The organism is Brevundimonas sp. GW821-FHT02A10 (genome assembly GCF_059422025.1).
Genome location: NZ_JBWKWC010000007.1, coordinates 155999 through 181832, shown reverse-complemented (window position 1 = coordinate 181832; position 25834 = coordinate 155999). Strand labels below are relative to the sequence as shown.

At 68.2% G+C, this 25834-nt stretch carries 26 protein-coding genes; 8 read left to right on the top strand and 18 right to left on the bottom strand.

The annotated features are described in order from the left end of the window. The first annotated feature begins 3 nt into the window (after positions 1–3). Positions 4–147, top strand: a complete 144-nt coding sequence (locus AC07U0_RS17055; RefSeq protein ID WP_494721169.1) for a hypothetical protein — start codon at positions 4–6, stop codon at positions 145–147. On the opposite strand, the gene AC07U0_RS17050 is transcribed toward AC07U0_RS17055, so the two are convergent. Then, entirely contained in the window at positions 132–1022 is an 891-nt protein-coding gene (locus AC07U0_RS17050) for a DUF817 domain-containing protein (RefSeq protein WP_494721168.1), read from the bottom strand. The two genes, AC07U0_RS17055 and AC07U0_RS17050, sit on opposite strands and share 16 nt — an antisense overlap. Positions 1023–1321: 299 nt before the next feature. After that, a complete protein-coding gene (queF, locus tag AC07U0_RS17045) occupies positions 1322–1783 on the bottom strand; it encodes a preQ(1) synthase (RefSeq protein ID WP_494721167.1) in 462 nt (153 codons plus the stop codon). A gap of 97 nt (positions 1784–1880) precedes the next feature. On the opposite strand from queF, the gene AC07U0_RS17040 reads away from it, so the two are divergent. The 3 genes from AC07U0_RS17040 to AC07U0_RS17030 all read left to right on the top strand — a co-directional run bounded on the left by AC07U0_RS17040 (position 1881) and on the right by AC07U0_RS17030 (position 4152). Further along, on the top strand, positions 1881–2813 hold the full coding sequence (locus tag AC07U0_RS17040) for an NAD(P)H-dependent flavin oxidoreductase (protein WP_494721166.1): 933 nt from the start codon (positions 1881–1883) through the stop codon (positions 2811–2813). Between the two features lie 11 nt (positions 2814–2824). Continuing rightward, entirely contained in the window at positions 2825–3337 is a 513-nt protein-coding gene (locus tag AC07U0_RS17035; protein ID WP_494721165.1) for a hypothetical protein, read from the top strand. A 68-nt stretch (positions 3338–3405) separates the two neighbouring features. Further along, positions 3406–4152, top strand: coding sequence for a TorF family putative porin (locus tag AC07U0_RS17030; RefSeq protein WP_494721164.1), 747 nt, complete (start codon positions 3406–3408; stop codon positions 4150–4152). A 9-nt stretch (positions 4153–4161) separates the two neighbouring features. On the opposite strand, the gene AC07U0_RS17025 is transcribed toward AC07U0_RS17030, so the two are convergent. The 3 genes from AC07U0_RS17025 to AC07U0_RS17015 form a co-directional block, all read right to left on the bottom strand. Continuing rightward, a complete protein-coding gene (locus tag AC07U0_RS17025) occupies positions 4162–5325 on the bottom strand; it encodes a cystathionine gamma-synthase (RefSeq protein WP_494721163.1) in 1164 nt (387 codons plus the stop codon). Beyond that, positions 5325–6728 carry a pyridoxal-phosphate dependent enzyme gene (locus tag AC07U0_RS17020; protein WP_494721162.1) on the bottom strand — a complete coding sequence of 468 codons (1404 nt, stop codon included), beginning with the start codon at positions 6726–6728 and terminating at the stop codon, positions 5325–5327. The genes AC07U0_RS17025 and AC07U0_RS17020 overlap by 1 nt, the downstream gene beginning before the upstream one ends. A 98-nt stretch (positions 6729–6826) precedes the next feature. Further along, entirely contained in the window at positions 6827–7411 is a 585-nt protein-coding gene (locus AC07U0_RS17015; protein ID WP_494721161.1) for a GGDEF domain-containing protein, read from the bottom strand. A gap of 125 nt (positions 7412–7536) precedes the next feature. Between AC07U0_RS17015 and purE the strand changes: the two genes are divergently transcribed. Both purE and AC07U0_RS17005 read left to right on the top strand, forming a co-directional pair. Continuing rightward, positions 7537–8028: a 5-(carboxyamino)imidazole ribonucleotide mutase gene (purE, locus tag AC07U0_RS17010; RefSeq protein WP_494721160.1), complete on the top strand. Its 492-nt coding sequence runs from the start codon at positions 7537–7539 to the stop codon at positions 8026–8028. Beyond that, positions 8029–9108 carry a 5-(carboxyamino)imidazole ribonucleotide synthase gene (locus AC07U0_RS17005; protein WP_494721159.1) on the top strand — a complete coding sequence of 360 codons (1080 nt, stop codon included), beginning with the start codon at positions 8029–8031 and terminating at the stop codon, positions 9106–9108. 5 nt (positions 9109–9113) lie between these two features. On the opposite strand, the gene AC07U0_RS17000 is transcribed toward AC07U0_RS17005, so the two are convergent. Then, complete coding sequence (locus AC07U0_RS17000; protein ID WP_494721158.1) at positions 9114–9779, bottom strand: COQ9 family protein; 666 nt, start codon at positions 9777–9779, stop codon at positions 9114–9116. Between the two features lie 210 nt (positions 9780–9989). Here AC07U0_RS17000 and rpsU point away from each other — a divergent pair, with 210 nt between their 5' ends. Continuing rightward, positions 9990–10256: a 30S ribosomal protein S21 gene (rpsU, locus tag AC07U0_RS16995; RefSeq protein WP_494721192.1), complete on the top strand. Its 267-nt coding sequence runs from the start codon at positions 9990–9992 to the stop codon at positions 10254–10256. Positions 10257–10489: 233 nt separating this feature from the next. On the opposite strand, the gene AC07U0_RS16990 is transcribed toward rpsU, so the two are convergent. The 6 genes from AC07U0_RS16990 to AC07U0_RS16965 form a co-directional block, all read right to left on the bottom strand. Next, positions 10490–11869 (bottom strand): ABC transporter permease, encoded by a 1380-nt coding sequence (locus AC07U0_RS16990; RefSeq protein WP_494721157.1) that lies wholly within the window; start codon positions 11867–11869, stop codon positions 10490–10492. Next, positions 11866–12825 carry an ABC transporter ATP-binding protein gene (locus AC07U0_RS16985; RefSeq protein ID WP_494721156.1) on the bottom strand — a complete coding sequence of 320 codons (960 nt, stop codon included), beginning with the start codon at positions 12823–12825 and terminating at the stop codon, positions 11866–11868. The genes AC07U0_RS16990 and AC07U0_RS16985 overlap by 4 nt, the downstream gene beginning before the upstream one ends. 88 nt (positions 12826–12913) lie before the next feature. Then, entirely contained in the window at positions 12914–13531 is a 618-nt protein-coding gene (locus tag AC07U0_RS16980; protein WP_494721155.1) for a M23 family metallopeptidase, read from the bottom strand. Between the two features lie 221 nt (positions 13532–13752). Further along, on the bottom strand, positions 13753–15558 hold the full coding sequence (locus tag AC07U0_RS16975; protein ID WP_494721154.1) for an autotransporter domain-containing protein: 1806 nt from the start codon (positions 15556–15558) through the stop codon (positions 13753–13755). Between the two features lie 95 nt (positions 15559–15653). Beyond that, positions 15654–17546, bottom strand: a complete 1893-nt coding sequence (gene serA, locus AC07U0_RS16970; protein WP_494721153.1) for a phosphoglycerate dehydrogenase — start codon at positions 17544–17546, stop codon at positions 15654–15656. 59 nt (positions 17547–17605) lie between these two features. Further along, the gene (locus tag AC07U0_RS16965) at positions 17606–19060 is read right to left on the bottom strand and encodes an SDR family oxidoreductase (RefSeq protein WP_494721152.1); all 1455 of its coding nucleotides are present in this window, start codon (positions 19058–19060) and stop codon (positions 17606–17608) included. Between the two features lie 143 nt (positions 19061–19203). Here AC07U0_RS16965 and AC07U0_RS16960 point away from each other — a divergent pair, with 143 nt between their 5' ends. Beyond that, a complete protein-coding gene (locus AC07U0_RS16960) occupies positions 19204–20127 on the top strand; it encodes an Hsp33 family molecular chaperone (protein WP_494721151.1) in 924 nt (307 codons plus the stop codon). On the opposite strand, the gene AC07U0_RS16955 is transcribed toward AC07U0_RS16960, so the two are convergent. The 6 genes from AC07U0_RS16955 to pstC all read right to left on the bottom strand — a co-directional run bounded on the left by AC07U0_RS16955 (position 20124) and on the right by pstC (position 25691). Next, positions 20124–20411, bottom strand: coding sequence for a hypothetical protein (locus AC07U0_RS16955; protein ID WP_494721150.1), 288 nt, complete (start codon positions 20409–20411; stop codon positions 20124–20126). The genes AC07U0_RS16960 and AC07U0_RS16955 overlap by 4 nt on opposite strands. A gap of 145 nt (positions 20412–20556) precedes the next feature. Then, positions 20557–21246: a phosphate regulon transcriptional regulator PhoB gene (phoB, locus tag AC07U0_RS16950; RefSeq protein WP_492948245.1), complete on the bottom strand. Its 690-nt coding sequence runs from the start codon at positions 21244–21246 to the stop codon at positions 20557–20559. Between the two features lie 40 nt (positions 21247–21286). Beyond that, a complete protein-coding gene (gene phoU, locus AC07U0_RS16945; protein WP_494721149.1) occupies positions 21287–22018 on the bottom strand; it encodes a phosphate signaling complex protein PhoU in 732 nt (243 codons plus the stop codon). Beyond that, on the bottom strand, positions 22015–22956 hold the full coding sequence (gene pstB, locus AC07U0_RS16940) for a phosphate ABC transporter ATP-binding protein PstB (protein ID WP_494721148.1): 942 nt from the start codon (positions 22954–22956) through the stop codon (positions 22015–22017). Before pstB ends, phoU begins: the two co-directional genes overlap by 4 nt. A gap of 4 nt (positions 22957–22960) precedes the next feature. Continuing rightward, entirely contained in the window at positions 22961–24262 is a 1302-nt protein-coding gene (gene pstA, locus AC07U0_RS16935) for a phosphate ABC transporter permease PstA (protein ID WP_494721147.1), read from the bottom strand. Continuing rightward, on the bottom strand, positions 24255–25691 hold the full coding sequence (gene pstC, locus AC07U0_RS16930) for a phosphate ABC transporter permease subunit PstC (RefSeq protein ID WP_494721146.1): 1437 nt from the start codon (positions 25689–25691) through the stop codon (positions 24255–24257). Before pstC ends, pstA begins: the two co-directional genes overlap by 8 nt. Between the last annotated feature and the right edge of the window lie 143 nt (positions 25692–25834).

Genomic DNA, 25834 nt, shown 5'->3' with positions numbered 1-25834 from the left:
GACATGGTCCGCCGCCTGCGCCTGCATACCGCCCTTTTGCTCGCCGCCGCCTCGCTCGGCCTGACCGCCTGCGCGGGCGTACTCGACTGGTGCGGCGACGGCCTGAACCCGCCCGCCGGCGGCTGGGACCGTCACGGACCCGGTTGAGGCTCCTCCTGCGGCCGGTGCACCAACGTCACCAGCACCACACTGATCATCATCAGCAGGAACCAGCTGCCCAGCTTGGCCAACCCGACCGGGCTCCAGCCGTCTTCCTGCGAGGGATAGACCCAGGCCCGCGCCAGTGTGCCCAGGTTCTCGGCCAGCCAGATGAACACCGCCACCAGGAAGAACCCCAGCAGAAACGGCATCTTCCGCCGCACCCTGTCAGGCGTGAAGTAGAACCAGCCGCGCCCGAACAGGACCGCCGTCACCACGAACAGGCCGATGCGGATGTCCGGCAGCCAGTGATGGGCGAAGAAGTTGACGTAGATGGCCGACGCCAGCAGCCAGGTCGTCCACAGCGGCGGATAGTGGCGATAGCGAATGTCGAATATCCGCATGATCCGCGCGATGTAGGAGCCCACCGCCGCATACATGAACCCCGAGAACAGCGGCACGGCCCCGATCCGGAGCAGGCTCGGCTCCGGATATATCCACGACCCGTGCGCCGTCTTGAACAGCTCCATGATCGTGCCGACGACGTGGAAGACGAAGATGACCCGCGCCTCCTCCCGGCTCTCCAGTCTCAGCACCAGCATCCCCGCCTGGATCAGCACCGCCGCCACGACGAGAAAGTCATAGCGCGCGACCGGCGCCCCGTTCGGCCAGACCACCGGCCACAGCCAGTGCGTCCCCATCAACAGCGCCAGCATCAGTCCGCCGAACAGACAGGCCCAGCCCTGCTTCAGCCCGAACATCAGGAACTCGAACGCGTATCGCGACCATGCCGCCCGATCGGCCCGCGCCTGAAGCCGGGCGAGGAGCTCACGGCCCCTGGCCTCAAGGGGAAGGCGGGACGTCTTTCGTTCTCGACTGCTCATGAAAGTTTCGTCGAACGCCTTCGCGATCAACGCCCTGAAGACGGGCGGCGCCAATCGGCCCAGCACTGCCCTTGCCGGGTGTAGACTGCCTTCACCCGGTCTTTGACATCGCTGATCCGACATCCCGTCGAACCGCATCCTCGCGCACTGGATTGCACCTGGAGTGCAGGTTCGATGGAGAAGTCGTGGAAATTGAATTCTTTGTAGATCAAGTCGGTAATGGCCTGACCTCTCATCCAGCATTCAAAATTGCACTCGGGTGCAAAGCTTTTTTCCGAGTGCAAAGGCGCCCGTCGCGATCACCCCCGGCCGCGATAGGTCGGCACGCCCTGGTCGGGCAGCCACAGGCCCTCTGGCGGCGCGCCCGTCTGCCAGAAGACGTCGATCGGGATGCCGCCGCGCGGGTACCAGTAGCCGCCGATCCTCAGCCATTTCGGCTGCAGCAGGTCGGCCAGCTTGCGGCCGATGGCGACGGTGCAGTCCTCGTGGAAGGCGCCATGGTTGCGGAAGCTGGTCAGATAGAGCTTCAGGCTCTTGGACTCGACCAGCCACTCGCCCGGCGCATAGTCGATGACGATGTGGGCGAAGTCCGGCTGGCCCGTGACAGGGCACAGGCTGGTGAACTCCGGCGCTGTGAACCGGGCCAGGTACAGGGTGTCCGAATGCGGGTTGGGCACCCGTTCCAGGACGGCGGTTTCGGGGCTGGTCGGCGCCGCGGTCTGGGCGCCGAGCTGGGAGAGGCCGGAGGTGTCTGTGGTCATCACATCGCCCTAGCCGAAACAGGCTCGTGCGTCAGCCCCGTTGCCTTCCCCTGCGTCCCCCCGCTAAGCGTAGCGAAAGACAACTGAGGAGACGTCCATGGCCATCCCCGCTTCCCTCCAGAAGGGCCTGAAACTGCCGGTCATCGAGGCGCCGATGTTCCTGGTCAGCGGCCCCGACCTGGTGGTCGAGTGCTGCAATGCGGGCGTGATCGGCACCTTCCCCTCGCTGAACCAGCGCACGACCGAGGGCTATCGGGAGTGGCTGGTCGAGATCAAGTCGCGCCTCAACGACGACGCCGCGGCCTTCGGCGTCAACCACATCGTCCACGGCTCCAACGAGCGTCTGATGGCCGATCTGGCCGTGACGGTGGAGCACAAGGTGCCGCTGGTCATCACCTCGCTCGGCGCGGTCAAGGACCTGGTCGACGCGGTCCACGGCTACGGCGGCGTGGTCTTCCACGACATCGCCAACGTCCGCCACGCCAGGAACGCAGCCAAGGCCGGCGTCGACGGCCTGATCCTGGTCGCCAACGGCGCGGGCGGCCACGCCGGCATCGTCAACCCCTTCGCCCTGGTCAATGAGGTGCGGGAGTTCTTCAAGGGGACGATCATCCTGTCGGGCTGCCTGTCGAACGGCCAGGACGTCGCCGCGGCCCTGATGATGGGCGCCGACTTCGCCTATATGGGCACCCGCTTCATCAACACGACCGAGGCCATGGCGTCGGACGGGTACAAGGCGATGATCATCGACTCGGGCGCGACCGACATCATCCACACCCCGGCGGTCTCGGGCATCCCGGCCAACTTCATGATCAAGTCGCTGGAAGCCAACGGCATCGACCCCAAGCACCTGCCCGAGCACAAGCTGGACATGGGCGAGGAGGCGCGGGCCTGGAAGACCGTATGGTCCGCCGGTCAGGGCGCGGGCACGGTCCACGACGTGGTCCCGGCCGCCGAACTGGTCGCCCGCCTGCGCAGCGAGTACGCTGTGGCCTCGGCCGCCTTCGCCACGAAGGTCGGCGTCGCCTAGGGGACCCTCCGATGCTTGCCACCGCCCTGCTGCTGACCCTCGCCGCCACGTCCGACCCCCTGGCGCCCGCGCGTCAGGGCCAGGTCCAGTGCTATGACCCGGTCCCGGCCCAGAAGCTGTGCCGGGCCATCGGCTCCTATGCCTTCGCCCCGGACGGCAGCATCGCCAGCCTCGCCGAGACCCGGCTTCAGGACAGCCCGGTCATTGTCATGTTCGCCCGCAGCGCGGTCGTCATCCGCGACGGCAGGGAGTGCTCGAACGGCGACCTCAAGGAGAGCGACATCGAGAAGGTCGAGGTCAACGGCCAGCCGCTGGACGCCGCCACCCTGGCCGTCGTCCGCACCCAGATCGTCTCCAGCCTGCCCGATTTCATGAAGAGCGGTCAGCCGCTGTGCTCGACCTATCCGGCCTCCGCCGACGGCCCCATGACCGTCACGGTCGAGATCGGCGGAGTGGCCCATCCCGAGCTGACCGCAACCGTCCAGTGGGTGAACCCTGCCGACGGCTGGAAGGTCACCCCCTAGGCGGGCCGGTTGCGGCCTCAGGTCGCGACCCCATTCGCGGACGGCCCGATCGGGGCTAAGCGAGGGGGATGACCCGCCTTCTCGCCTCCGTCGCCGGGCTCGCCTGCGTGGCCGCCTCCCCCGCCCTGGCCCAGACCAGCCTGCCTCACGGGAGCCAGGGCCAGAGCCACGGCGACCGGACGCGCCTGCTGCCGCGCGGGGACTGGTCCTTCACCCTCGGCGCCGGGACGGACAACCGCTCCAAGGACGCCTCCAAGTCACAGGGCGATCCCTATGCCTACGGCTCGGCCGACTGGGAGGGCGCGGGCGGCCTGTTCTATGCGGGCGCGGGCGCGGAGACGATCGACTCCAGCGGCTCGACCCTTCAGCTCGAGACCTTCGTCGGCATCCAGCCCAAGCTGGCGGGCTTCGACCTCGACCTGTCGGTGACCCGCCAGTGGCGCATCGACGCCGATCCGGGCACGGACGCCGACAACTGGGAGCTCACCGCCAACGTCAGCCGCTCGTTCGGCAAGGCCAGCGGCCGCCTGCAGCTCCAGACCTCGCCGGACGGCGCCGGCGCCACGGGCCGCTGGACCTGGGTCGAGGCCCGCCTCGGCTGGGCCTTCACCGACCGGCTCAAGGGCACGGCCGCCGTCGGCCGCCGCGAGCAGCAGGACTCGGTCGACTACACTGGCTGGAACGCCGGCGTGACCTGGGCGATGACGAAGAAGCTGAACCTCGACCTGCGCTGGTACGACACCAACGCCGACCCGGGCGCCTCCGAAGAGCAGTACGGCTCGAGCCTGGTCGCGGACCTCAGCTACGCCTTCTAGACTGCCCGGCTAGACCGACAGCGCCTGATCCAGGTCGGCGATCAGGTCCTCGACGTCCTCGACCCCGACCGACAGGCGGATCAGGTTCTCGGTCACGCCGCCGGCTTCGCGGACCTCCTTGGGCACCGAGGCATGGGTCATGATGGCCGGATGGTTCACCAGGCTCTCCACGCCCCCGAGCGACTCGGCCAGGGTAAAGACCTTGACGCTCTCCAGCACCCGCCTGGTCCGCTCCAGATCGCCGTCGATCAGCACCGTCACCATCCCGCCGAAGCCCTTCATCTGGCTGGCCGCCAGCGCGTGCTGCGGATGGCTGACCAGCCCCGGATAGATGACCTTCTGGACGCCTGCGCGGTCCTCCAGCCAGCGGGCCACGGCCATGGCGTTCTCGCAGTGGGCCTTCATCCGCAGGCCCAGGGTCTTGAGCCCCCGGTTGGCCAGGAAGGCGTCGAACGGCCCCATCACCCCGCCGACCGAGTTCTGCAGGAACTTCAGCTCCTTGGCGACGTCCGGATTCCCGGCCACCAGCACCCCGCCGATGATGTCCGAGTGCCCGTTCAGGTACTTGGTCGCCGAGTGCATGACGACGTCGGCGCCCAGCGCCAGCGGCTGCTGGCAGAAGGGGGTGGCGAAGGTGTTGTCGACGATCAGCAGCAGGCCGTGGGCCTTGGCCACCTTCGACAGGGCCGCGATGTCGGCGATCTTCATCAGGGGGTTGGTGGGCGTCTCGACCCACAGCATCTTCGTCTTCGGCGTGATGGCCGCCTCGACCGCGGGGATGTCCGACAGGTCGACATAGGCGAAGTCCAGCCCCATCGAGCGTCGACGCACCCGCTCGAACAGCCGCCAGGAGCCGCCGTACAGGTCATCACCGGTGACGATGTGCGACCCGGCGTCCAGCAGCTCCAGCGCCGTCGAGGTCGCCGCCATGCCGCTGGCGAAGCCGAAGGCCTGAACCCCGCCCTCCAGGTCGGCGATACAGGCCTCGAACGCCTCCCGCGTCGGGTTCTTGCCGCGCGCGTACTCATAACCCTTGTTCACGCCCGGGCTCTCCTGGGCGTAAGTCGAGGTGGCGTAGATCGGGGTCATGACGGCGCCCGTCGTCGGGTCGGGCCGCTGGCCGGCGTGGATGGCCCGGGTCGAGAAGCCCTGGGAGTTCTTGAGGTCGGCCATCAGCGGTTCAGGCTCAGGTGGTTGATCAGGTCGACGCGGGCGATCAGGCCGACGAAGGTCTCCCCGTCCAGCACGATGGCCACCCGGTCGCGGTCGAACAGCGGGATCAGGGCGTCCAGCGGCTCATTGACCTGCACCGTGTCCAGATCGCGCGTCATGGCCGAGGAGACGGGCTTCTTGAACCGTTCCGCCCGGGTGATCTCGTCGGTGTTCATTATGTGGACGATGTCGCTCTCGTCCAGGATGCCGACCAGACGGCCGTCCTGAATGACCGGCAGCTGGGACACGTCGTTGGACCGCATCCGCTTGAAGGCGCTGTCCAGGCTGTCGTCCGGCCCGGCCACGACCACTTCGCCGTCGGCGTACTTGCGGCTGATCAGGTCGGCGAGGTTGCCCCGGATCGGGTCGTCACCGAGGCCCTGATCGGCCAGCCAGGCGTCGTTATAGACCTTGGACAGGTACTTGGCGCCCGTGTCGCAGACCAGGGTCACGCAGCGCTTCGGCTCGGTCTGCTCACGGCACCAGCGCAGGGCCGTGGCCAGCAGGGTGCCCGAGGACGAGCCCGCCAGAATGCCTTCCTTGAGCAGCAGCTCGCGCACCGCCGCGATCGCCTCGGCGTCGGGGATCGAATAGGCCTTGTCGATAAGGCTCATGTCGGCGGTGTCGGGCACGAAGTTCTGGCCGATGCCCTCGACGGTGTAGCTGCCTTCCGGCCCCGGCACGCCCTCGTTGACGATGCCCGCCAGGGTCGATCCGACCGGGTCGGCCAGAATGATCTCGGCCTTCGAGCCCACGCTCTTCAGGAACTGCGCCGTGCCGGTGATGGTGCCGCCCGAGCCGATGCCGGCGACGAAGGCGTCGACGTCGTGATCCAGCTGCTCCCAGATCTCCGGCCCCGTGGTCTTCACGTGGGCCGCCGAGTTGGCGTCGTTGGCGAACTGGTTGACGTAGTAGCCGCCGGGGATCTGCTGGGCCAGGCGCTCGGCCATGTCGGTGTAGTAGTCGGGGTGGCCATGCGGCACGTCCGACCGGGTCAGCCGCACATCGGCGCCCATGGCCCGCAGGTGCTGGATCTTCTCCTTGGACATCTTGTCGGGGATGACCAGCAGGACCTTGTAGCCCTTCTGCTGGCCGACCAGCGTCAGGGCCAGACCGGTGTTGCCCGCCGTGGCCTCCACGATGGTGCCGCCGGGCTTGAGCCAGCCCTCCTTCTCGGCCGCCTCGATCATCGACAGGGCGATGCGGTCCTTGATCGAGCCGCCGGGGTTCTGGGCCTCCAGCTTCAGGAACAGGCGGCATTTGCCGGTGTCGATCCGCGTCACCTCGACCATCGGCGTCTTGCCGATCAGGTCCAGCAGGGAGCCCGAGGGCTTGCTGAGGGTCGGCGTCTCGGCGATGGACATAGAGGGGCTCCGTGAAGGCTATGGCAGCGGAGGCTGGTCGTCCGGCCTGACAAGGTCAAGCCGCGCACGATCCTGCCTCCAAACACGGCAACGCGCCGTCAGCGCGACCGTTTCCGGACCCACATGGCCGCGTCGGCCTCGGCCAGCCAGGTTTCCGCATCGGCCTGCTGGGCCCAGGCGCGCACGCCGAAGGAGCCGCCCAGTTCGGTCTTCTGGCCCTCCCAGTCGAAACCGTCGGTGGCCATGGCCTCGGTCAGCTTGCGGGCCTTGTCGCGCCCCTCCTCGATGCCCGCATTGAGCATCAGCAGGGCGAACTCGTCGCCGCCGAGGCGTCCGACCGCATCCGATTCGCGCACATTGGCCAATAGCAGCTCGGCGACCCGAACCAGGGCCGCGTCCCCGGCGGCATGGCCCAGCCGGTCGTTGACGCCCTTGAAGCCGTCCAGATCGAGATAGAGGATCACCGCCGGAGCGTCGTAGCGGGTGCAATAGGCCATGGTCCGGTTCATCGCCGCGACGAAGCCGCGCCGGTTCAGGGCGGGCGTCAGGACGTCGTGATCCGCCGCCGCCTCGGCCGCCTCGGCCCGCTTCTCGAGGAAGTGGGACTGGATGCGCAGGGCCTCGACCTCGGCGCGCAGACGCTCGACTTCGGACTTCAGATCAAGGTCGGCCGCGTCAGTCACGGTCGGCGAAACTCCGGGAGGGCGCGACTCACTGGGTCGGCGGAACTGGCGATATGCTAGCGCCCTTGGTTGCGGGCGCAACGCGTGTGCTGTAACGGGCCGCTTTCCGCGACAGGAGCCCTGAGATGGCGACTTCTTCGACGCCGGTGGCGATCATCATGGGCAGCCGGTCCGACTGGCCGACGATGAAGCACGCCGCCGACGCGCTCGACGCCCTGGGCGTGGCTTGGGAGGCGAAGGTCGTCTCGGCCCACCGCACGCCCCAGCGCCTCTACGAAGTCGCTACGGGCGCCAAGGCCGCGGGCTTCAAACTGATCATCGCCGGCGCCGGCGGCGCGGCCCACCTGCCCGGTATGGCCGCCTCCATGACCGACCTGCCGGTGCTGGGCGTGCCGGTCCAGTCCAAGGCGCTCAGCGGCCTCGATTCCCTGCTTTCGATCGTCCAGATGCCCGGCGGCGTGCCCGTCGCCACCCTGGCCATCGGCGAGGCGGGCGCGAAGAACGCCGGCCTGCTGGCCGCCCAGATCCTGGCGCTGTCGGACGAGGCCCTGGCCGAACGCCTGTCCGCGTATCGCATCGCCCAGACCGAGGCGGTCGCCGAGACGGTCGAGGACTGAGTGGCCCTTCCCCTGCCCCCCGGCTCGACCATCGGCATCCTTGGCGGCGGCCAGCTGGGCCGGATGCTGTCGCAGGCCGCCTCGAAGCTCGGCTTCGACGTCGTCATCCTCGACCCTGAAGAGAACTCACCGGCCGGTCGCGTCTCGCGCGGCCAGATCGTCGCCGCCTATGACGACCCCACCGCCCTGACCGTACTCGGCCGGGTCTGCGACGTCGTCACCTTCGAGTTCGAGAACGTCCCGGCCGCCTCGGTCGAGCTGCTGGCCGGCGCCGGCGCCCTCGTCGCGCCCGGACCGACCGCATTGTCGACGGCCCAGGACCGGGTCGTCGAAAAGACCTTCCTCAACGCCGTCGGCGCGACCACGGTCGACTTCGCCCAGGTGGACACGGTCGAGGACCTGATCTCAGGGCTCGAGCGGCTGGGCGTCCCCGCCCTGCTCAAGACCCGCCGCGAGGGCTATGACGGCAAGGGCCAGATCTGGATCCGCAACGTCTCCGAGGCCGCCGACGCCTTCGCCGCCATCGGCGGGCGCCCGGCCATTCTGGAAGCGAAGGCCGCCTTCAAGCGAGAACTCTCGGTCATCGCCGCCCGCGGCCACGACGGCTCGGTCGCCGTCTATCCGCTGGGTGAGAACCACCACGCCAACGGCGTCCTCTCGACCACCCTCGCTCCGGCGAAGGTGGATGCGAAGACCGCCGCCCGCGCCATCGAGATCGCCGAGGCCATCCTCGACGGCCTCGACTACATCGGGGTGATCGGGGTGGAGCTGTTCGACCTCGGGAAAGGCGTGCTGCTGGTCAACGAGATCGCGCCGCGTGTCCACAACACCGGCCACTGGACCCAGGACGGCTGCGTCTGCGACCAGTTCGAACAGCACATCCGCGCCATCGCCGGCTGGCCCCTGGGCCCCACCGCCGCCCATGCCCGCATCGAGATGACCAATCTGCTCGGCGACGCCGTCGATCAGTGGGCTGAACTCTCAGCCGAGCCGAACGCCCGCCTGCACCTCTACGGCAAGACCGACGCCCGCCCGGGCCGCAAGATGGCCCATGTGAACCGGGTGCTCGGCAAGGCCTGATCCCGTCAGGGATACCGGAGCTTCGCCAGCAGGTCCGTGACCTTGCGCAGCGGGGCCTCGAAGTCCTTGCCGGCCTTCCACTTCTCGAAGGTCATGACGTTCTCGATCCGAGCGGCGACGAAGGCCTCTGCGGCCTCCGGCCCATCGAACAGACGCATGGTCAGGGCCGGGATCAGGATGCCCGACAGGATCGCCCGCTTGGAATAGTGGTTCCAGTCCGTCGCCGTGTCCCCGGCCCAGCGCCAGATCACGTCGGCGCTCTCCCAGGCCAGCGACAGACCCAGATCCGCATTGGTCGGCAGGGCCAGGAAGGCGGCGCAGCGCTTCGTCGCTTCCAGATGCGCTGTCCCGGCCTCGATTCGCGCCGAGACGCCCTTCGCGATTCGCTCGCGGATCTTCAGCGTCTCCGGCGGGGTCGCCTTCAACGCCTCCAGTGTCATCGCATCGTGCCGACGCGACAGAAGCGCGGCCAGATCGCGCGGACCGTTGGGCAGCAGCAGCTCCTCGTCGCCGCGCGACAGCCCCTCGGCCTCGCAGGCCGCCCGGACCAGCCGCGAATTCCACCCAAACGTCGGCGCACGCTGGATCGCGGCGTCCAGCACCGTCTGTTCCATGCGGTCGGCCCAATCCATCTGCGGGACTTCGTTCGACAGGTGCGGCGCTTCGGTCATGTCTGGAGAATAGGCTTGTCGAAGCCCCGATGCGACCCCATCTGCAACCTCGCAAAACCCGACGGTTTGGGCGTCCTCGATCTGGACAGCCGCCCGCCCTTGGTGTATTCGCCCGCCTTCGCTCGGTGGGCTGTCGCCCCCGGGCTGCTATTTTATTTGTCTGCCCGTCTCCCTCACAGGACGCGGCGGGCGGCCAAAGGAGAGTTCAACCTGGTACAGATTTTCGTTCGCGATAATAACGTCGATCAAGCGCTGAAAGCCCTCAAGAAGAAGATGCAACGCGAAGGCAGCTTCCGTGAAATGAAGCGCCACGTGCACTACGAGAAGCCCTCGGAGAAGCGCGCCCGTCAGAAGGCCGAGGCCGTTCGTCGCGCCCGCAAGCTGGCCCGCAAGCGCGCTCAACGCGAAGGTCTGCTGCCGCCTCCGAAGCCCCGCGTTCCGGGCCCGGGTGCCGCTGGTGGTGGCAATCGCTCCTAAGCGCTTGTTGCAAAACGAGATTTGAAAAGGCCGCTCCTCACGGGGCGGCCTTTTTGCTGTGCGGAACAGCCCTTCTCCCTCTGCGGGAGAAGGTGGCCGAGCACAGCGAGGTCGGATGAGGGGTTGTGCCGTCGTCTGACGCGAGACACCGCTAACCTCACAGTCCTGCGTGACCCCTCATCCGTCGGCCTCCGGCCGCCACCTTCTCCCGCAAGGGGAGAAGGACCAGCCCATCAGTTCCCGCCACCCCGGATCGCCGCCGCGAACGCCTTCCAGCTCAGCTTTACGTCCGACAGGGCGCCGGCCCGGAACGCCCGCCCGGCCAGCCAGACCATAAGCAGGGCGGTCACGGCCATCCCGATCAGGGTGCCAACGATCTCGATCATCGGCGGGTCGCTGGGCGCGCGGGCGCTCATCAGGAAGGGGGTGAAGAAGGGCACCCAGGACAGGATGCGGGCCATCGGGCTGTCCGGCATCTGGAGCACCAGCAGGGGCACGATCAGCACCATCATGATCGGTCCCATCAGGGTCTGGGCGTCCCGCGGCGTCTCGCAGAAGGCCCCGATGGCCGCGAACAGGACCGCGAACATCAGATAGCCCCCGACCGTATAGGCCAGCAGGTAGAAGATCAGGCCGTTGTGCAGCAGCACCTCGCCGACGGCGGCCGCCAGCTCGGGCTTCGCGGTGATCAGGCCAAAGGCCCCCATCCCGCTCCAGACGATCAGCACCGTCAGGGTCAGCATCGCCACCCCCAGCACCTTGCCGGTCAGGATCTCGGTCGCCGAGGCTGAGGACAGCAGGACCTCCAGGATCTTGTTGGCCTTCTCCTCCATCACGCTGTTGAGCAGGATGGAAGCCCCCGTGATGACCAGCGACCACAGCAGGAAGGCCGCGCCGAAGCCGACCCAGCGCGGCAGGCGGTCGCGCATCGACACCTCGCCCCCGCTCGCCGAACGCGGCGAGAAGGCCTTCACATCGGCCCGGAAGCGGTCGGTGGCGACCACGATGCCCGGGTCGATCCCGGCGTCCTGGAAGACCTGGCGACGGTTGGCGCTGCGCAGGCTGTCCTTGACGAAGTCCTCCACCTCCGAGTCGGAGGCGCGCGAAGTCCAGACCCGGGCGCCCGGCTTGCCGTCCTGACGGGTCAGGAAGACGATGGCGTCCAGACGCTGGTCCTTGGGCGTCTCCTCGCCGAGCAGGTGGCGCACGACGTCGTCACGGGCCTTGCCGGGCGCGGCTGCGGTCAGGGCGGCGGGCGCGGGCACGATACGGACGCGGTCCTTCGTCAGGGAGGCGACGGCGTCGCGCGCGGCCTTGGAGTCGACCGCCCCGCCGGCGGAAGCGCCGGCCTTCTCGGCGGCCTCCTGCGCCCGCTGGGCCCGCCGTTCGGCGTCGGCGGCCATGACGTCCTGCACGGCCCTGGCCAGACCCGCAGCCTGCGGACCATCCTCAATCAGCACAACCTCGCGGACAGGCTCTGACGAGCGGGCCAGCAGGGGCATGACCCCGCCCAGCAGGCCGAACAGCGGCAGGGACAGAAGCGACAGCCAGAAGCCGACGGTGCGGACATAGGCGAGGAACTCGCGGCGGGCGATCAGCAGGGTGCGCTTCATCGGGCAGCCTCCTTGGGCTTGGAGACACTCTGGTCCTGATCCGGATGGTCGCCGGTCAGGTCGATGAAGGCGTCGTGCAGGGTGGGCTCGCGCAGCTCGAAGCGGCGCACGTCCAGACCGGTCAGGAAGGCCGCCTTGAGCGCCTCCTGCCCCCCTGCCCCGGCCGCGAGCGCGGCGCGCAGGACGCGGGCGCCATCACCTTCGGAGGCGATCTCCACTCCAGTCACGCCCGGCAGCTTCGAGACCGCGTCGGCGGCGATGTCGCCTTCCAGCTCGAGGAAGCGGCGCGAGGTGGCGCGGGCCTCGGCGACCGTGCCCTCAAAGGCCTTGCGGCCCCGGGCCAGCAGCACGACCTTGTCGCACAGCCGCTCGGCGTGTTGCATGACGTGGGTCGAGAACAGGACCGTCGCCCCGTCGGCGGCCAGTCCCCGGATCATCGCCTCCAGCCCTTGCTGGTTGACGGGGTCCAGCCCCGAGAAGGGCTCGTCGAGGATCACGAACTCGGGCCGGTGCACGATCGAGGCGATCAGTTGGACCTTCTGGGCCATCCCCTTGGACAGCTCCTTCATCTTCTTGGCCTTGGAGGCGCCCAGCCCTTGCGCGTCCAGCAGTTCCTTCGCCCGACGGCGGCCCTCGGCGGTCGGCACACCCTTCAGGGAGCCGAAGAAGGCGATGGCTTCGACGGGGGTCATCTTCTTGTAAAGACCGCGCTCTTCCGGGAGGAAGCCGATGCGGTCGCGCACCTGACGGCCATTGTCGGCGCCGAGGATCTGGATGCGCCCGGTCGTCGCCGGCTGCAGGCCCAGGATCATGCGCAGGGTCGAGGTCTTGCCCGCTCCGTTGGGCCCCAGGAAGCCGCAGATCTGGCCCTTGCCGACCTCGAAGCTCAGGTCCCGGACAGCCTGGAAATCGCCGTAGCGCTTGCCCACACCGTCCAGCGTCAACGCCGCCGTCATGCCGATACTCCACCCCTAGTCCCTCAGAGGTAGCAAACGGCTGGGGCATGGCAACCGGAATCGGAGGTCCGGCCTCGGGGTGAGACGATCAGCCCGCCTTTACCTGGAAGGCCCGGCCGATGACCTTGGTCGGATTGACCTGGCCGCCCTCGCGGCGGACCTCGAAATGCAGGTGGGGGCCCGTCGAATAGCCGGTCGAGCCGACCAGTCCGATACGCTGCCGAGGCCCGACCGCGTCGCCGCTGGCCACGTCCACGCGGCTCAGATGACCGTACAGGCTGGTCAGGCCATTGGGGTGGCGCATCTCGATGAAGTTGCCGTAGCCGGCCGGATCATAGCCGATGCGCAGCACCACGCCCTCGGCCGTCGCATAGACGGAGGTGCCGATGGGCGCCGCGATATCCACGCCCTTGTGCATCCGCGCGCCGAGTTCCCCGCCCAGCCGGCGCATGCCGAACTTCGAGTTGATCCCGTGACCCGGGACGGGCTCGGAGAAGCTCATGACACGCATCACCGGCCCGGCGGGGGCGGCGACGGCGACGACCGGCGGCTTCACCGGCACGGCGGCGGCCTCGGCCTTGCCTTTCGGCGTGAAGGGCGCGGCGGCTATGGCCAGGCAGGCCAGGAAGGCGAGGCCAGTCGACCGGCCGATGTGAACCAGATGGGGGCGCCAGGAAGACGCAAGGGCGGGCGCAAGTCGGCGCATGTCGTCGTCGGCTCCGGCGTCGCTGTATCGCGCGGGGGACGGTCACACCTCGCTGACCGACGATGTCGGAACGGCGTATGGCGGCGACCGGGGAAGCCGGGCCTTTTAAGGCTTGATGGGGCGACTTTGGGGCGCCCGCGGGGTTTCATTCAGGACAGGACGCCGCACCCTCCCCGGCCCCGCTTCCTCGCGAAAGCTTGGCCGGAGAGGGGTTTAGCGGCCTATTGAAGCGGCAGCGTCAGGGTGATCGCGCCCATGTGGCTGGTCGCTTCTTCGCCGAAGCGGCCGCGATAGCCGACCTCGACCTTGACCGGGCCCAGGTCGCCCGAGAGACCCGCCGAGGCCAGGAACTGACCGCCGAACGGCTCCTCGACCTCGCGGTAGAGGACGTGGGCCGGATTGCCCTGGATGCCCACCCCGACCTCGTCGGAGTTGTCGGTCAGGCTGTCGCGATAGCCGCCCTCGGCGAAGAAGCCGAAGCCGCCGGCCTCGCCCTCGGCCCGCAGCATGATCTCGGCGCTGAGCGCCTCGACCGTGCGGCCCTGGTAGTCGTACTGGGCCGCCGGGCCTTCTTCGTAGAAGCCGCTGACGTGGGTGGAGACCCAGGTGGCGGCGACGCGCGGCGACAGGGCAATCCCGCCCATGTCCCACCACATCCCGCCCTGGATGCGCGCGCCCTTGGACACGCCTTCGGTGGAGCCGGTGTGAACGATCGGCGCCACCATGGTCAGCCGCTTGGTCTCGTAGTCGTCGTGGGCCGCGCCCGCCGAGAGGTTGACGAAGCTCCCGCCCGAACGCCAGCCGGCATAGACGTCGAAGGCCAGGGTATCGACGTTGGTGGTGAACCGCGACCCGTCGATGTCGGCGTTGCGGTAGCTGCCCGCCAGACCGACCTTCCAGGTGTTGTTCCAGCCGTTCTCGACCGCAGCGCGCACGCCATAGCCGGTGGACTTGGCCTCGCCGACCACGCCGCGGGCGTCGGAATCGGTCTGGTCGTAGGTCCCGCCCATGACGATGGACGTGCCGTCATGCCATTCCTCGCGGCCCGAAAGGCTGGCCGAGCCTTCGTCCAGGCTGTCCTCGCGGTGCCGGAAGCCGGTCTCGCCCAGCACGGCGCTCTGGGCGCCGAGGTCGCCGTAATAGAGGTAGTCGTTGGCCAGTTTGGCGATGATCTGATGGCCCAGGGCCGTCGGGTGCACGCCGTCGAAGTAGAAGTAACCCGGGTCGGAGCAGACCGTGACGCCGTTGTAGCAGGCGGCAGTCACATTGGTGATGCCGAAGGCCCCCGGGTTGCCGGCGATGGTGTCGCCGATCTTGAACAGGTCCATCACGATGATGTTGCTGTTCGGGTTGGCGGCGGCGGTGGCGGTCAGGCTGGTCAGCAGGGCGCCGTTGAAGGTCGTCACCGCGAAGTCGGCCAGGGGCGCGGCGGCGGTGCCCCGGAACTGCGGCGTGAGGCTGAGCTTGGGCAGGTTGGTGACCAGAACCGTCCCCGCCCCGGCGGCCGCGACGCTGTTGGTCAGGAAGTTGATGTCGGCGGCGGCGGACAGGGCCACCGGGCTGATCGCCCCCGTCGGGTTTGCGCTGGCGCCCGCCGCCGGCAGGCCCTGGAAGATGTTGTTGGCCCCGCCCAGGATGCTGACCAGATCGGTCGCTCCGAACTTGCCGCCGGCGGCGGTATAGGCCTGAAGCTGGACTCGCATGCCGGGAGGCGAGGCCGAGCTGTCGGTCCGGGCGCCGCCGTAGGCGTAGTCGATGCTGCCCGTTACCGGCGATCCCGCCGTCTGGCGGCCGAGGGTGAAGCCCAGAAGCTCCACAAAGGTCGGACCCGAGGAGAACCGGCCCTGATAATAGGCCGGTCCGGGCGCGGCGCCGCCGGTCACGGCCGACAGGTTGCCGTTATCGCTCAGGCTGTCGCCGAAGACGACGAGACGGTTGTAGGTTTGCGCCGAAGCGCTGGACGCGGCGGCCAGAGTCGCAGCGGCGGCGAGCACGGCCAGAGCCGTACCCCGATGAAATCCCGACATACTTTCCTCCCTCGACCGTCAGAATGCGGTCGTTATGCGGAGAATGCTCCCGTTTCACGGGAGCGCAAGATGTCGCTAGGGAAGCCTTGGTCGATTTAATGCAACAAACGGAAGCGCAGGGTGCCGTCCAGCGTCTTCAGGGCCTTGAGCGCTTCCGGGTCGTAGTCACGGTCGACGTCGGTGATCACATAGCCGGTGCGCTCGTCGGTCTTCAGGTGCTGGCCGAGGATGTTGAGGCCTGCGGAAGCCAGTTCCCGGTTCAGCGCGGCCATGACGCCGGGCTGGTTCCTGTGGATGTGCAGGATGCGGTGGCCGCCCGAAACCTCGGAGAGCTGAACGTTCGGCAGGTTGACGCTGAAGGTGGTGTCGCCGCGGTTCAGATAGCCCAGCAACCGCTCGGCCGCGAACTCGGCGATGGCTTCCTGCGCCTCCTCGGTGGAGCCGCCGATGTGCGGGGTCAGGATGACGTTCTTCAGCCCCATCAGCGGGCTGTCGAACGGGTCGGCGTTGGTGCGCGGCTCTTCGGGGAAGACGTCGAGCGCGGCCCCGGCGATACGCCCGCCCTGGATGGCCTGCGACAGGGCGCCGATGTTGACCACATGGCCGCGCGACAGATTGAGGAAGAGCGCGCCCTCCTTCATCTGCTGCAGCTGGGCCGCGCCGATCAGATTGGTGTTCTCCTTGCGCCCGTCGACGTGCAGGGTGACGACGTCGGCCTCGGCCAGCAGGGCGTCGAGGTTGCGCATCCGCCGGGCGTTGCCCAGCGCCAGCCGTTCGGACAGGTCATGGAAGATGACCCGCATGCCCAGCGCCTCGGCCAGGACCGACAGCTGGCTGCCGATGGCGCCGTAGCCGACGATGCCCAGCGTCTTGCCGCGCAGCTCGCGCGAGCCGTCGGCCGACTTGTTCCACTTGCCCGTATGCATCCCCGCAGACTTGTCGACGACGTCGCGCATCAGGGTGATGGTCAGGCCGATGGCCAGTTCCACCACCGAGCGGGTGTTCGAGTAAGGCGCATTGAACACCGCGACGCCATGGTCGGCGCAGGCGTCCAGATCGATCTGGTTGGTGCCGATGCAGAAGGCCGCAACGGCCATCAGACGATCGGCCGCCTCCAGAACACGCGCGGTGACGTTGGTCTTGGAGCGGATGCCCAGGACATGGACGCCCTTGATCTTCTCGATCAGGTCGTCCTCGTCGAGCGCGCCTTTCAGGGTCTCGACCGAATAGCCGGCTTCCTGCAGCCGCTCGACGGCGGCCGGATGGATGTTCTCCAGCAGCAGCATCCTGATGCGCGCGCGCGGATAGGACCAGCGGCCGGCCATGCCCTCGGCGTGGAGCAACTCGTCCATCGAGGGCGCCTCGGCGTCGGCGACGGCGACGACCTTGTCGCGGCGGGCGACCTCGGTGAAGGCGTAGAAGCGGTCGGCGGCCCCGGCCAGCTTGACCTCGGCGTCATTCCAGCCGTCCCCGACCATGACGATGGGCCGCGCCAGCCCGAGGCTGTCGATCACCTTGGGCTTGCCATTGTCGTAGGACAGGGGGTTCTGATCGTCGACGCCCGTGACCCGACCGTCGGCGTCATAGACGAGATCGTTGGCCAGCACCCGCTCAGGTGCGACGCCCAGCCGCTCGGCGACAGGGGCGATGATCTCGCGGAAGCCGCCCGACAGGATGACGATCTTGTCCGCATTCTCCTGGAAGAAGCGCAGGTTCCGCCGCACCGACCAGGTGCCTTCGTCGAGGATACGATCGGCCAGCTGTTCGACATGGGCGCGCGTCAGCGGCAGCAGCGCCAGACGGCGGCGCAGGGCCGTCCCGAAGTCGACCTCGCCCGACATCGCCTGATCGGTCAGTTTGGCGATCTCGGCCCTGACTACATCCGCCTCCGGGTGACCGGCGAGCGCGATGTCGGCGAGCGCCTCCAGCGTCTCGATGCGGACGAGAGTCGAATCGAAGTCGAAGACGAAGGTCGGGGTCGCGGTCATGCCGCGTTGTCTACCCGTTCATTCGCAGGCGCAGCAACGATGATTGCTAAGCTGAGAGCCTAGAATTTCGCGAACCGGCGCACCCGGCTGTCCGGCCGACGGCTTTCCAGCGCCGCCGCCCCGATGGCCGCCGCGATCGTGGCCACGGCGAGAAGGGCGCCGCCTTCGCGGGCGTGGTCCTTCGCGTACTGACCGCCGGCCTCGGCATAGCGGCGCGCGTTGCGTCCGGCGTCTTCGGCATAACCCCGCGCGGCCTTGGCGTATTTGGCACGCTTGTTCGGCGAGATCGCCTTCTTGCCGCGCTTGAACAGCTTCTGGGCCTGATGGCGGGCGTCGTCGCCGAATTCTTCCGCGCGGTGACCGAAGTCCTCGGCGCTGTCGCTCAGGCCGCGCGAGAGATCCTCGAACCGATGGCGCAGGGCCTCGGCGTCGATCCAGCCGCGCGGATCCAGCTTGTCGCGGATCACCCGATAGCGGGTCGGGCCGGTGCGCTGGGTCAGGAGAACGGTGGCGACGGCCGCCACAGCGACCAGGGCGACCGATCCGGCCGTGATGCCGGGATGTTTGCGGGCTTCCGCCAGGACGCTGAACTGTCGAACCATCGGATAATAGACCTCTTCATCCAGACCGTCGTCGGACGCGTCATACAGACCATCCTCGTACGGCTCATAGTCGGAACCCCTGTCCCGCTTCAGGACAGGAGCGAACCGGGCGAAGAGTGGTTCCGCGATCCCGGGCAGGGCCGAATAGAATGAGGCGATCAGCCGCCCTCCCCCTCCCACGGTGATCTCGCGCAGCGGATGGGTCGCGCACCACAGGATGGCGTCGGCGACGACGTGGGTCGCATAGACGGGCTGGGGGATGTTGGCCGCATAGCCGGCTAGGTTGCGGGCATGGCGGTCGTAGGGAGAATCCACCGCCGCCGGTTTGACCAGGCTGATCGAGATCGGGGCGCCGCCCTTGCGCGCATCCCGGATCAGCTCCATCCGCAGGGCGTTGGTGAAGCCCTTCACCGCATGTTTGGAGGCCGAATAGGCGCCCCGGATCGGCGACGGGGCGTCCGACAGGGTCGAGCCGACATTGACGATGGCCCCGCCGCCGGGGCGGCCACGCAGATGCTCCGCCGCGATGGTCGAGCCGTTGACCACGCCCCAGTAGTTGGTCTCGAACAGACGGCGCTGGTCCTCCAGCGTCGTCTCCAGCACGCTACCGAGGACCGAGACCCCCGCGTTGTTGATCCAGGTGTCGAAGCCGCCGAACAGACGTCGGCACTTGTCGGCCGCCTCAGCCAGGGCGTCATAGTCGGCGACGTCGGCGGAGGCCCAGGCGACACGGGCGCCGGTCCCCTGAAGCTCCTCGCACAGCAGCCGAAGATCCTTCTCGCCGCGCGCGATCAGGAAGACGCAGGCCCCGCCCCGCGCCGCGCGCCGCGCCGTCGCCAGACCGATGCCGGACGTGGCGCCGGTGATCACGATGGACTGCCGGTTCAACGGTTTCAGGGTGGGTTTCGCCATGCTTGCCTCGACTTGCGCCCGGTTCCGGAACGGCCTCAGCGAGTCCCGGGTTCCGACCTTAGATCACACGCCCCTTACCATGGCGACCTCAGGCGCCTATCTTGTCGCCCTTCCAGACATTCCCTTACCGGATCCCAAGACCCGTGCCCCATTCCGCGCCCGCCGCCACGCCGACCGACGACCTCGCCGCCGCCTTCCAGATCGAGGGCTGGCCCGTGCGCGGCCGCCTGGTGCGTCTGGGCGAGGCCGTCGACAACATCATCAAGGCCCACGACTATCCGGAGCCCGTCGCGGCCCTGCTGGGCGAAGCCTGTGCCCTCGCGGCCCTCGTCGGCTCCAGCCTGAAGTTCGAGGGCCGGCTGATCGTCCAGGCCCAGGGTGATGGTCCGGTCCGTTATGTCGTCGCCGACTATGACACCTCCGGGACCCTGCGCGGCTATTGCCGGTTCGACCCCGAAGAGGTCGCCGCAGCCTCGACCGGCTTCGCCCGGCCCGGCGCCCAGACCCTGCTGGGCAAGGGCGTCTTCATCATGACCCTGGACCAGGGCCCGGACTTCGACCGCCACCAGGGCATCACCCCGATCGAGGGCGAAAGCCTGTCGCTGTGCGCCGAACACTATTTCGCCCAGTCGGAACAGGTGCCGACCAAGGTCCGTCTGGCCGTGGGTCAGGTCTCGACCGACGCCGGCACGGCCTGGCGTGCGGGCGGGGCCATGATCCAGATGGTCGCCGGCGACGCCGCGCGTGGCTCGACCGAAGACGTCTGGGACCGCAGCCGCGCCCTGTTCCAGACGCTCGGCGACGACGAACTGATCGACCCGACGGTTTCGCCCGAGACCCTGCTGTTCCGCCTGTTCCACGAGGACGGCGTACGGCTGGAACAGCCGCTGGCCCTGTCGGCCCTGTGCCGCTGCTCGGAAGAGCGGATCGTCGGCGTCCTAGGCTCGTTCTCGGACGAGGAGCGCGAGGGCATGATCGAGGACGACGGCAAGATCCGCGTCACCTGCGAATACTGCTCGACCGTCTATGAGCTCTCGCCCGAGGATGTGGCCGCCAAGGCGGATTAGGTCCGGATCGCGGCGTCGCGTTCAACTGTCTTTTCGGCGGTGACGACGCGGCGCTGCATCCGGAACGACCCCGACCAATCGTCCTGGATCGTCCAGGTTCCGGCGATGTCATTGCCGTCCCCCGAAACCAGACCCTCGTAGTGGATCGGGTCGATGTGGCCGCCGCCTTCGGAGAATTTCGTGAAGACGAGAACCCCGTCCGCGAAGTGACCCTCCAGAACGGCCGGGATGTCCGGCGCGTCGGCGCCGCCGAGCGTGTCCGGCTCCAGCGTACGGCCTGACACCCGGCCGCTTGCCTGCGTCAGCTCGGCCTCGAACGGCGTGGGCGGAAAGCTGTCGAACGGATTGTAGATCGAGTCCGTCGGGTAGAAGTAGATCCCGGTCCAGCGGCCCGTCAGATCGACGCCTGCCCCCTCCCCTGACAGCGCCCTAGCCTTCCAGATCCAGCGAATAGCCGGCCGAGCGGACGGTGCGGATCGGGTTGGCGCTTTCGCCGACGTCGAGCGCCTTGCGCAGGCGGCCGACGTGGACGTCCACGGTGCGGGCCTCGACATAGACGTCCGAGCCCCAGACGGCGTCCAGCAGCTGTTCGCGGCTGAACACCCGGCCCGGGTGGCGCATGAAGTGATCCAGCAGGCGGAACTCGGTCGGGCCGAGGTGGACCTCGGTGCCGTTGCGGCGCACGCGGTGGGCGACGCGGTCGATGATGATGTCGCCATGGCCGACGCGGTCGTCGGCGAGGCCCGGACGGATCCGGCGCAGCACGGCGCGGATGCGGGCGATCAGCTCGACCATCGAGAAGGGCTTGGTCAGATAGTCGTCGGCGCCGGTGTCGAGGCCCCGGACGCGGTCCGATTCCTCGCCGCGCGCGGTCAGCATGATGATCGGCAGGTTGCGCGTCTCGGCCCGGCCGCGCAGGCGGCGGCAGACCTCGATGCCGGAGACCTTGGGCAGCATCCAGTCCAGCAGGACCAGATCGGGCTGGCGCTCATCGACCTGGACCAGGCCTTCCTCGCCGTCCGAAGCGATGACGACGTCATAGCCTTCCTTCTCCAGATTGTACTGAAGCAGGGTGGCCAGGGCGTCCTCGTCTTCCATCACCAGGATGTAGGGCTGCACGTCGGTCTCTCCGTATGTCTTGCGGCTCGCCTGCGGGAGGTCAGGCTTCGGGCAAGGTGTGGGTATGGGTCAGGCCGGTGTCCGAGGCGCCGGGCGCGCCGCGCGGGCGCTCGCCGATCATCTCGTCGCCGGTGATCTCGTAGTGGACGGTCTCGGCGATGTTGGTCGCGTGGTCGCCGATCCGCTCGAGGTTCTTGGCCATGAACAGCAGATGGGTGCAGGCGTTGATCGTGCGCGGATCGCCCATCATGTAGGTCAGCAGTTCGCGGAACAGGGCGTTGTAGTGCTCGTCGACCTCGTCGTCCGAGGCCCAGACCGCCAGGGCCCCGTCCAGTTCGCCCGAGGTATAGGCGTCCAACACGTCACGGAGGCGCATCGACACCAGACGGCCCATGCGCTCGATCGAGCGGGTCAGGGGCTGCATCGGCTCGGTCTCGGCGACGGCCAGGGCGCGCTTGGCGATGTTCTTGGCCAGGTCGCCGGTGCGTTCCAAATCGACCGACAGCTTCATCGCCGACAGGGTCTTGCGCAGGTCGGAGGCGACCGGCTGGCGCAGGGCGATCAGGCGGATGGCCTTCTTCTCGATGTCGCGATGCATGGCGTCGAGCTTGACGTCACGGTCGACGACCGCGCGCGCCAGGGCGATATCGCGGCGAGCGACAGAGTCCACGGCGTCCGCGACCTGGGCCTCGGCCAGACCGCCCATGCGGGCGACCTCGGCGGTCAGCTGGTTCAGTTCGTCGCCGTAAGCCTTGACGGTATGCGTGTTCAACCGAAGCGTCCCGTGATGTAGTCGAGGGTGCGCCGTTCCCGGGGATTCGTGAAGATTTCCTCGGTGTTCCCGTGCTCGACCAGCCGGCCCATATGGAAGAAGGCCGTACGTTGCGACACCCGGGCCGCCTGGGCCATCGAGTGGGTGACGATGACGATGCAGAAGCGCTCGCGCAGCTCGTCGATCAGCTCCTCGATCTTGGCCGTCGCGATGGGGTCCAGAGCCGAACAGGGCTCGTCCATCAGGATGACTTCGGGATTGACCGCGATGGCGCGGGCGATGACCAGACGCTGCTGCTGACCGCCCGACAGGCCGGTGCCGGCCGAGTGCAGCCGGTCGGCGACCTCGTCCCACAGGCCGGCGCGCTTCAGCGAGGCCTCGACGATGCCGTCCAGCTCGCCCTTGTTGGAGGTCAGGCCGTGGATGCGCGGACCGTAGGCGACGTTCTCGTAGATGGTCTTGGGGAACGGGTTCGGCTTCTGGAACACCATCCCGACCTGGGCACGCAGCAGCACCGGGTCGACGGCCTTCGCATTGATGTCCTGACCGTCCATGTCGATCTTGCCGGTCACCTTGCAGCCCGGGATGGTGTCGTTCATCCGGTTCATGGTGCGCAGGAAGGTCGACTTGCCGCAGCCCGACGGACCGATGAAGGCGGTGACCGTCTTGTCCGGGATGTCGAGCGAGACGTCGAACAGGGCCTGTTTGTCGCCGTAGAAGACCGAGACGTCGCGGGCGGCGATCTTGGTCGGGCCGGCCGGGAAGTTGGGCGCGGTGACGGTCGGGGCCTGGCTGTGCGCGCTGTGGCTCGCGACGTCGCCGCCGACCTCCGGAGCGAGCGGAGGCGCGCCGGCAGGCGTGTTGACGGTCGGGTCGACCGGGCCGCCCTCATGGCCGTCGGCAGCCTTCACCGGGGACTGGAAGAAGGGGAATTTCATACGTTTACCACCGGCGTTCGAAGCGCCGGCGCAGCAGGATCGCGGCGGCGTTCATGACGATCATGAAGGCGAGAAGGACGAGGATGGCCGCGGCCGTGCGCTCGTGGAACGCCCGCTCCGAGGCGTTCTCCCAGATATAGACCAGCGACGGCAGGGCGCCCGTGGGCTCCACCGCAGAATGCGGGATGCCCGGCACGAAGCTGACCATGCCGATCAGCAGCAGGGGCGCAGTTTCGCCAAGGGCGTGGGCCATGGAAATGATGGTCCCGGTCATGACGCCCGGCATGGCCAGGGGCAGGACGTGCTGGAACACCGTCTGGGTGCGGCTGGCGCCCATGGCCAGGGCGGCCTCGCGGATAGACGGCGGCACGGCCTTCAACGAGGAGCGCGTGGCGATGATGATGGTCGGCAGGGCCATCAGGGCCAGAACCAGACCCCCGACCAGCGGCGACGAGCGCGGCAGGTGCATCCAGTTGATGAACAGGGCCACGCCCAGCAGGCCGTAGACGATCGACGGCACGGCCGCGAGGTTGTTGATATTGACCTCGATCAGGTCGCTGATCCGGTTCCGGGGCGAGAATTCTTCCAGATAGACGGCCGCGCCGATGCCGATCGGGATGGCGATCAGGGCGGTGACCAGCAGCATCAGGGCCGAACCGACCACGGCGCCGAGAACGCCGGCCAGCTCCGGCTCGGTGGAGTCGCCGTTGGTGAACAGGGCGCCGTTGAAGTGGGTGCGAACCGCGCCCGAGGCCTTCATCTGGTCCAGCCAGACGATCTGCTGGTCCGAGATGCGGCGCTGGTCCGACGGCGTGTCGCGCGAGATTTCGCCCTTGTAGAACAGGTCCGCCTCGTCCGAGGCCGGCGCCGCGATGGTCACCGTCTGGCCGATGATGTTCGGATTGTTGCGCACCAGGGCGGCGGCGCGGAACTTTAGCTCCGACGAGAAGAGCGACCGCATGGCACGGGCCTTGATCCCCTGCTCGTCGTCCTGGACGCCGAGGCGCACCAGTTCCTGCTCGGCGACCAGCAGTTCGAAATTGGTGCCCTGCGGATAGGTCCGGTCGATCCGGGCCGGGTCCATATAGACCGGCAGGGTGATCTCGTGGGCGTAGAAGGCCGTGTGGCCCTGTTCGATGATCCGGCCGAGCAGCAGCAGCAGGAAGCCGACGGCCACCGAGACCGCCAGGACGCCGTAGAGCTTGAAGCGCGCCTCCTTGGCGTAGCGCTTCTTGATCCCGGCCTGCAGGCGGCTGACGCGCGCCGGATCGGCGCCGACACCTTTGGAAAGAGTGGCGTCAGTCATACTGTTCCCGATAGGTCTGGACGATGCGCTGGGCCACGATGTTGAGCACCAGGGTCACCAGGAACAGCGTCAGGCCGAGGCCGAAGGCGGCCAGGGTCTTGGGGCTGTTGAACTCCTGGTCGCCGGTCAGAAGGGTGACGATCTGGACGGTGACGGTGGTCACGGTGTCCAGCGGATTGAGGGTCAGCTTGGCCGCCAGGCCCGCCGCCATGGTCACGATCATGGTCTCGCCGATGGCCCGCGACATAGCCAGCAGCAGGGCGCCCGCGATGCCCGGCAAGGCGGCCGGCAGCAGCACCTTCTTGACCGTCTCGGACTTGGTCGCGCCCATGGCGTAGGAGCCGTCGCGCAGGGTCTGGGGCACGGAGTTGATGATGTCGTCCGACAGGGACGACACGAACGGGATCAGCATGATCCCCATCACGGCGCCGGCGACGAGCGCCATCTGGTTCTGCACCAGCGACAGGTAGAGGCCGAGGTCGTTCAGCGGCGTGCCGATCAGGACGTCGCCGATGGAGTTGAAGAAGACGCGCAGCGCCGGCCCCACCGTCAGGGCGGCGAAGAAGCCGTAGACCACGGTCGGGACGCCCGCGAGGATCTCCAGCACCGGCTTGACCACGGCGCGCGACGCGCGGCTGGCGTACTCCGACAGATAGATGGCCGAGAACAGGCCTACCGGCGCGGCGACGCACATGGCGATGATCATGATCAGGAAGGTGCCGGCGAACAGGGGCACGGCCCCGAAGGCGCCCGACGAGCCCACCTGATCGGCGCGGATGGCGATCTGGGGCGACCATTTGGTCCCGAACAGGAACTCGGCGACCGGCACCGACTGGAAGAAGCGCAAGGAGTCCCACAGCAGGGAGAAGACGATGCCGATGGTGGTCAGGACGGCCACGGCCGAACAGGCGAACAGCAGGGCGCCGATCCAGTCCTCGACCCGGTTGCGGGCGCGCAGGTCCGGACGGATGCGCATGAAGACGAACAGACCGCCCAGAACGGCGGCGATCAGGGCGGCGATCCCCGTGCCGATCGACAGGGTCATGCGGATCTCGGCGGCGCGGCGGCCCTGAACCGTCAGTTGTTCGGTCAGGGGGGCGGGCCAGATCTGCTGGGCCGGCTGACCCGCGCCGACCAGATAGGCGTCCGAGAAGAAGGCCTCGCGGCGGAAGGGCTCAAGCTGCTCGACTTCCGGCGAGGCGCCGGAGATCAGGGCCTGGTGGGCGATGCCGTCCGAGAAGACCCCGGCGAGGATCAGAACCAGCAGCGAGGGCGCGCCGACCCAAATCAGGGCGTAGAGGCCATGCTGGGCGGGGCGCGAGTGGGCCTTGACGCCTTTGGACGCGGCGCGCCGCACCGCCAGCGCGCGGCCGCCGATAAAGGCGAGCGCCGACAGAGCGATAACCACCAGAAGGAAGAACCAGATCATCGAGGTCCGAACAGAATCGCCAGGGTTTCAGAGCCGGTGGGGAGGTCGGCTCGGTGAGGCGGGAAACTGCCTTTTATTGGCGAGCGGATTACGACTGATCCGTGACAGTTCTGTAACGGCGCAGGTCCGCCCGTTTTTGCCCT

What these genes read in the sequence shown, in the direction of transcription:
- AC07U0_RS17055 (WP_494721169.1), top strand. Translation starts at nt 4, where the DNA reads ATGGTCCGCCGCCTGCGCCTGCATACCGCCCTTTTGCTCGCCGCCGCC.
- AC07U0_RS17050 (WP_494721168.1), bottom strand. Translation starts at nt 1,022, where the DNA reads ATGAGCAGTCGAGAACGAAAGACGTCCCGCCTTCCCCTTGAGGCCAGG.
- queF (WP_494721167.1), bottom strand. Translation starts at nt 1,783, where the DNA reads ATGACCACAGACACCTCCGGCCTCTCCCAGCTCGGCGCCCAGACCGCG.
- AC07U0_RS17040 (WP_494721166.1), top strand. Translation starts at nt 1,881, where the DNA reads ATGGCCATCCCCGCTTCCCTCCAGAAGGGCCTGAAACTGCCGGTCATC.
- AC07U0_RS17035 (WP_494721165.1), top strand. Translation starts at nt 2,825, where the DNA reads ATGCTTGCCACCGCCCTGCTGCTGACCCTCGCCGCCACGTCCGACCCC.
- AC07U0_RS17030 (WP_494721164.1), top strand. Translation starts at nt 3,406, where the DNA reads ATGACCCGCCTTCTCGCCTCCGTCGCCGGGCTCGCCTGCGTGGCCGCC.
- AC07U0_RS17025 (WP_494721163.1), bottom strand. Translation starts at nt 5,325, where the DNA reads ATGGCCGACCTCAAGAACTCCCAGGGCTTCTCGACCCGGGCCATCCAC.
- AC07U0_RS17020 (WP_494721162.1), bottom strand. Translation starts at nt 6,728, where the DNA reads ATGTCCATCGCCGAGACGCCGACCCTCAGCAAGCCCTCGGGCTCCCTG.
- purE (WP_494721160.1), top strand. Translation starts at nt 7,537, where the DNA reads ATGGCGACTTCTTCGACGCCGGTGGCGATCATCATGGGCAGCCGGTCC.
- AC07U0_RS17000 (WP_494721158.1), bottom strand. Translation starts at nt 9,779, where the DNA reads ATGACCGAAGCGCCGCACCTGTCGAACGAAGTCCCGCAGATGGATTGG.
- AC07U0_RS16990 (WP_494721157.1), bottom strand. Translation starts at nt 11,869, where the DNA reads ATGAAGCGCACCCTGCTGATCGCCCGCCGCGAGTTCCTCGCCTATGTC.
- AC07U0_RS16985 (WP_494721156.1), bottom strand. Translation starts at nt 12,825, where the DNA reads ATGACGGCGGCGTTGACGCTGGACGGTGTGGGCAAGCGCTACGGCGAT.
- AC07U0_RS16980 (WP_494721155.1), bottom strand. Translation starts at nt 13,531, where the DNA reads ATGCGCCGACTTGCGCCCGCCCTTGCGTCTTCCTGGCGCCCCCATCTG.
- AC07U0_RS16975 (WP_494721154.1), bottom strand. Translation starts at nt 15,558, where the DNA reads ATGTCGGGATTTCATCGGGGTACGGCTCTGGCCGTGCTCGCCGCCGCT.
- serA (WP_494721153.1), bottom strand. Translation starts at nt 17,546, where the DNA reads ATGACCGCGACCCCGACCTTCGTCTTCGACTTCGATTCGACTCTCGTC.
- AC07U0_RS16965 (WP_494721152.1), bottom strand. Translation starts at nt 19,060, where the DNA reads ATGGCGAAACCCACCCTGAAACCGTTGAACCGGCAGTCCATCGTGATC.
- pstB (WP_494721148.1), bottom strand. Translation starts at nt 22,956, where the DNA reads ATGAAATTCCCCTTCTTCCAGTCCCCGGTGAAGGCTGCCGACGGCCAT.
- pstA (WP_494721147.1), bottom strand. Translation starts at nt 24,262, where the DNA reads ATGACTGACGCCACTCTTTCCAAAGGTGTCGGCGCCGATCCGGCGCGC.
- pstC (WP_494721146.1), bottom strand. Translation starts at nt 25,691, where the DNA reads ATGATCTGGTTCTTCCTTCTGGTGGTTATCGCTCTGTCGGCGCTCGCC.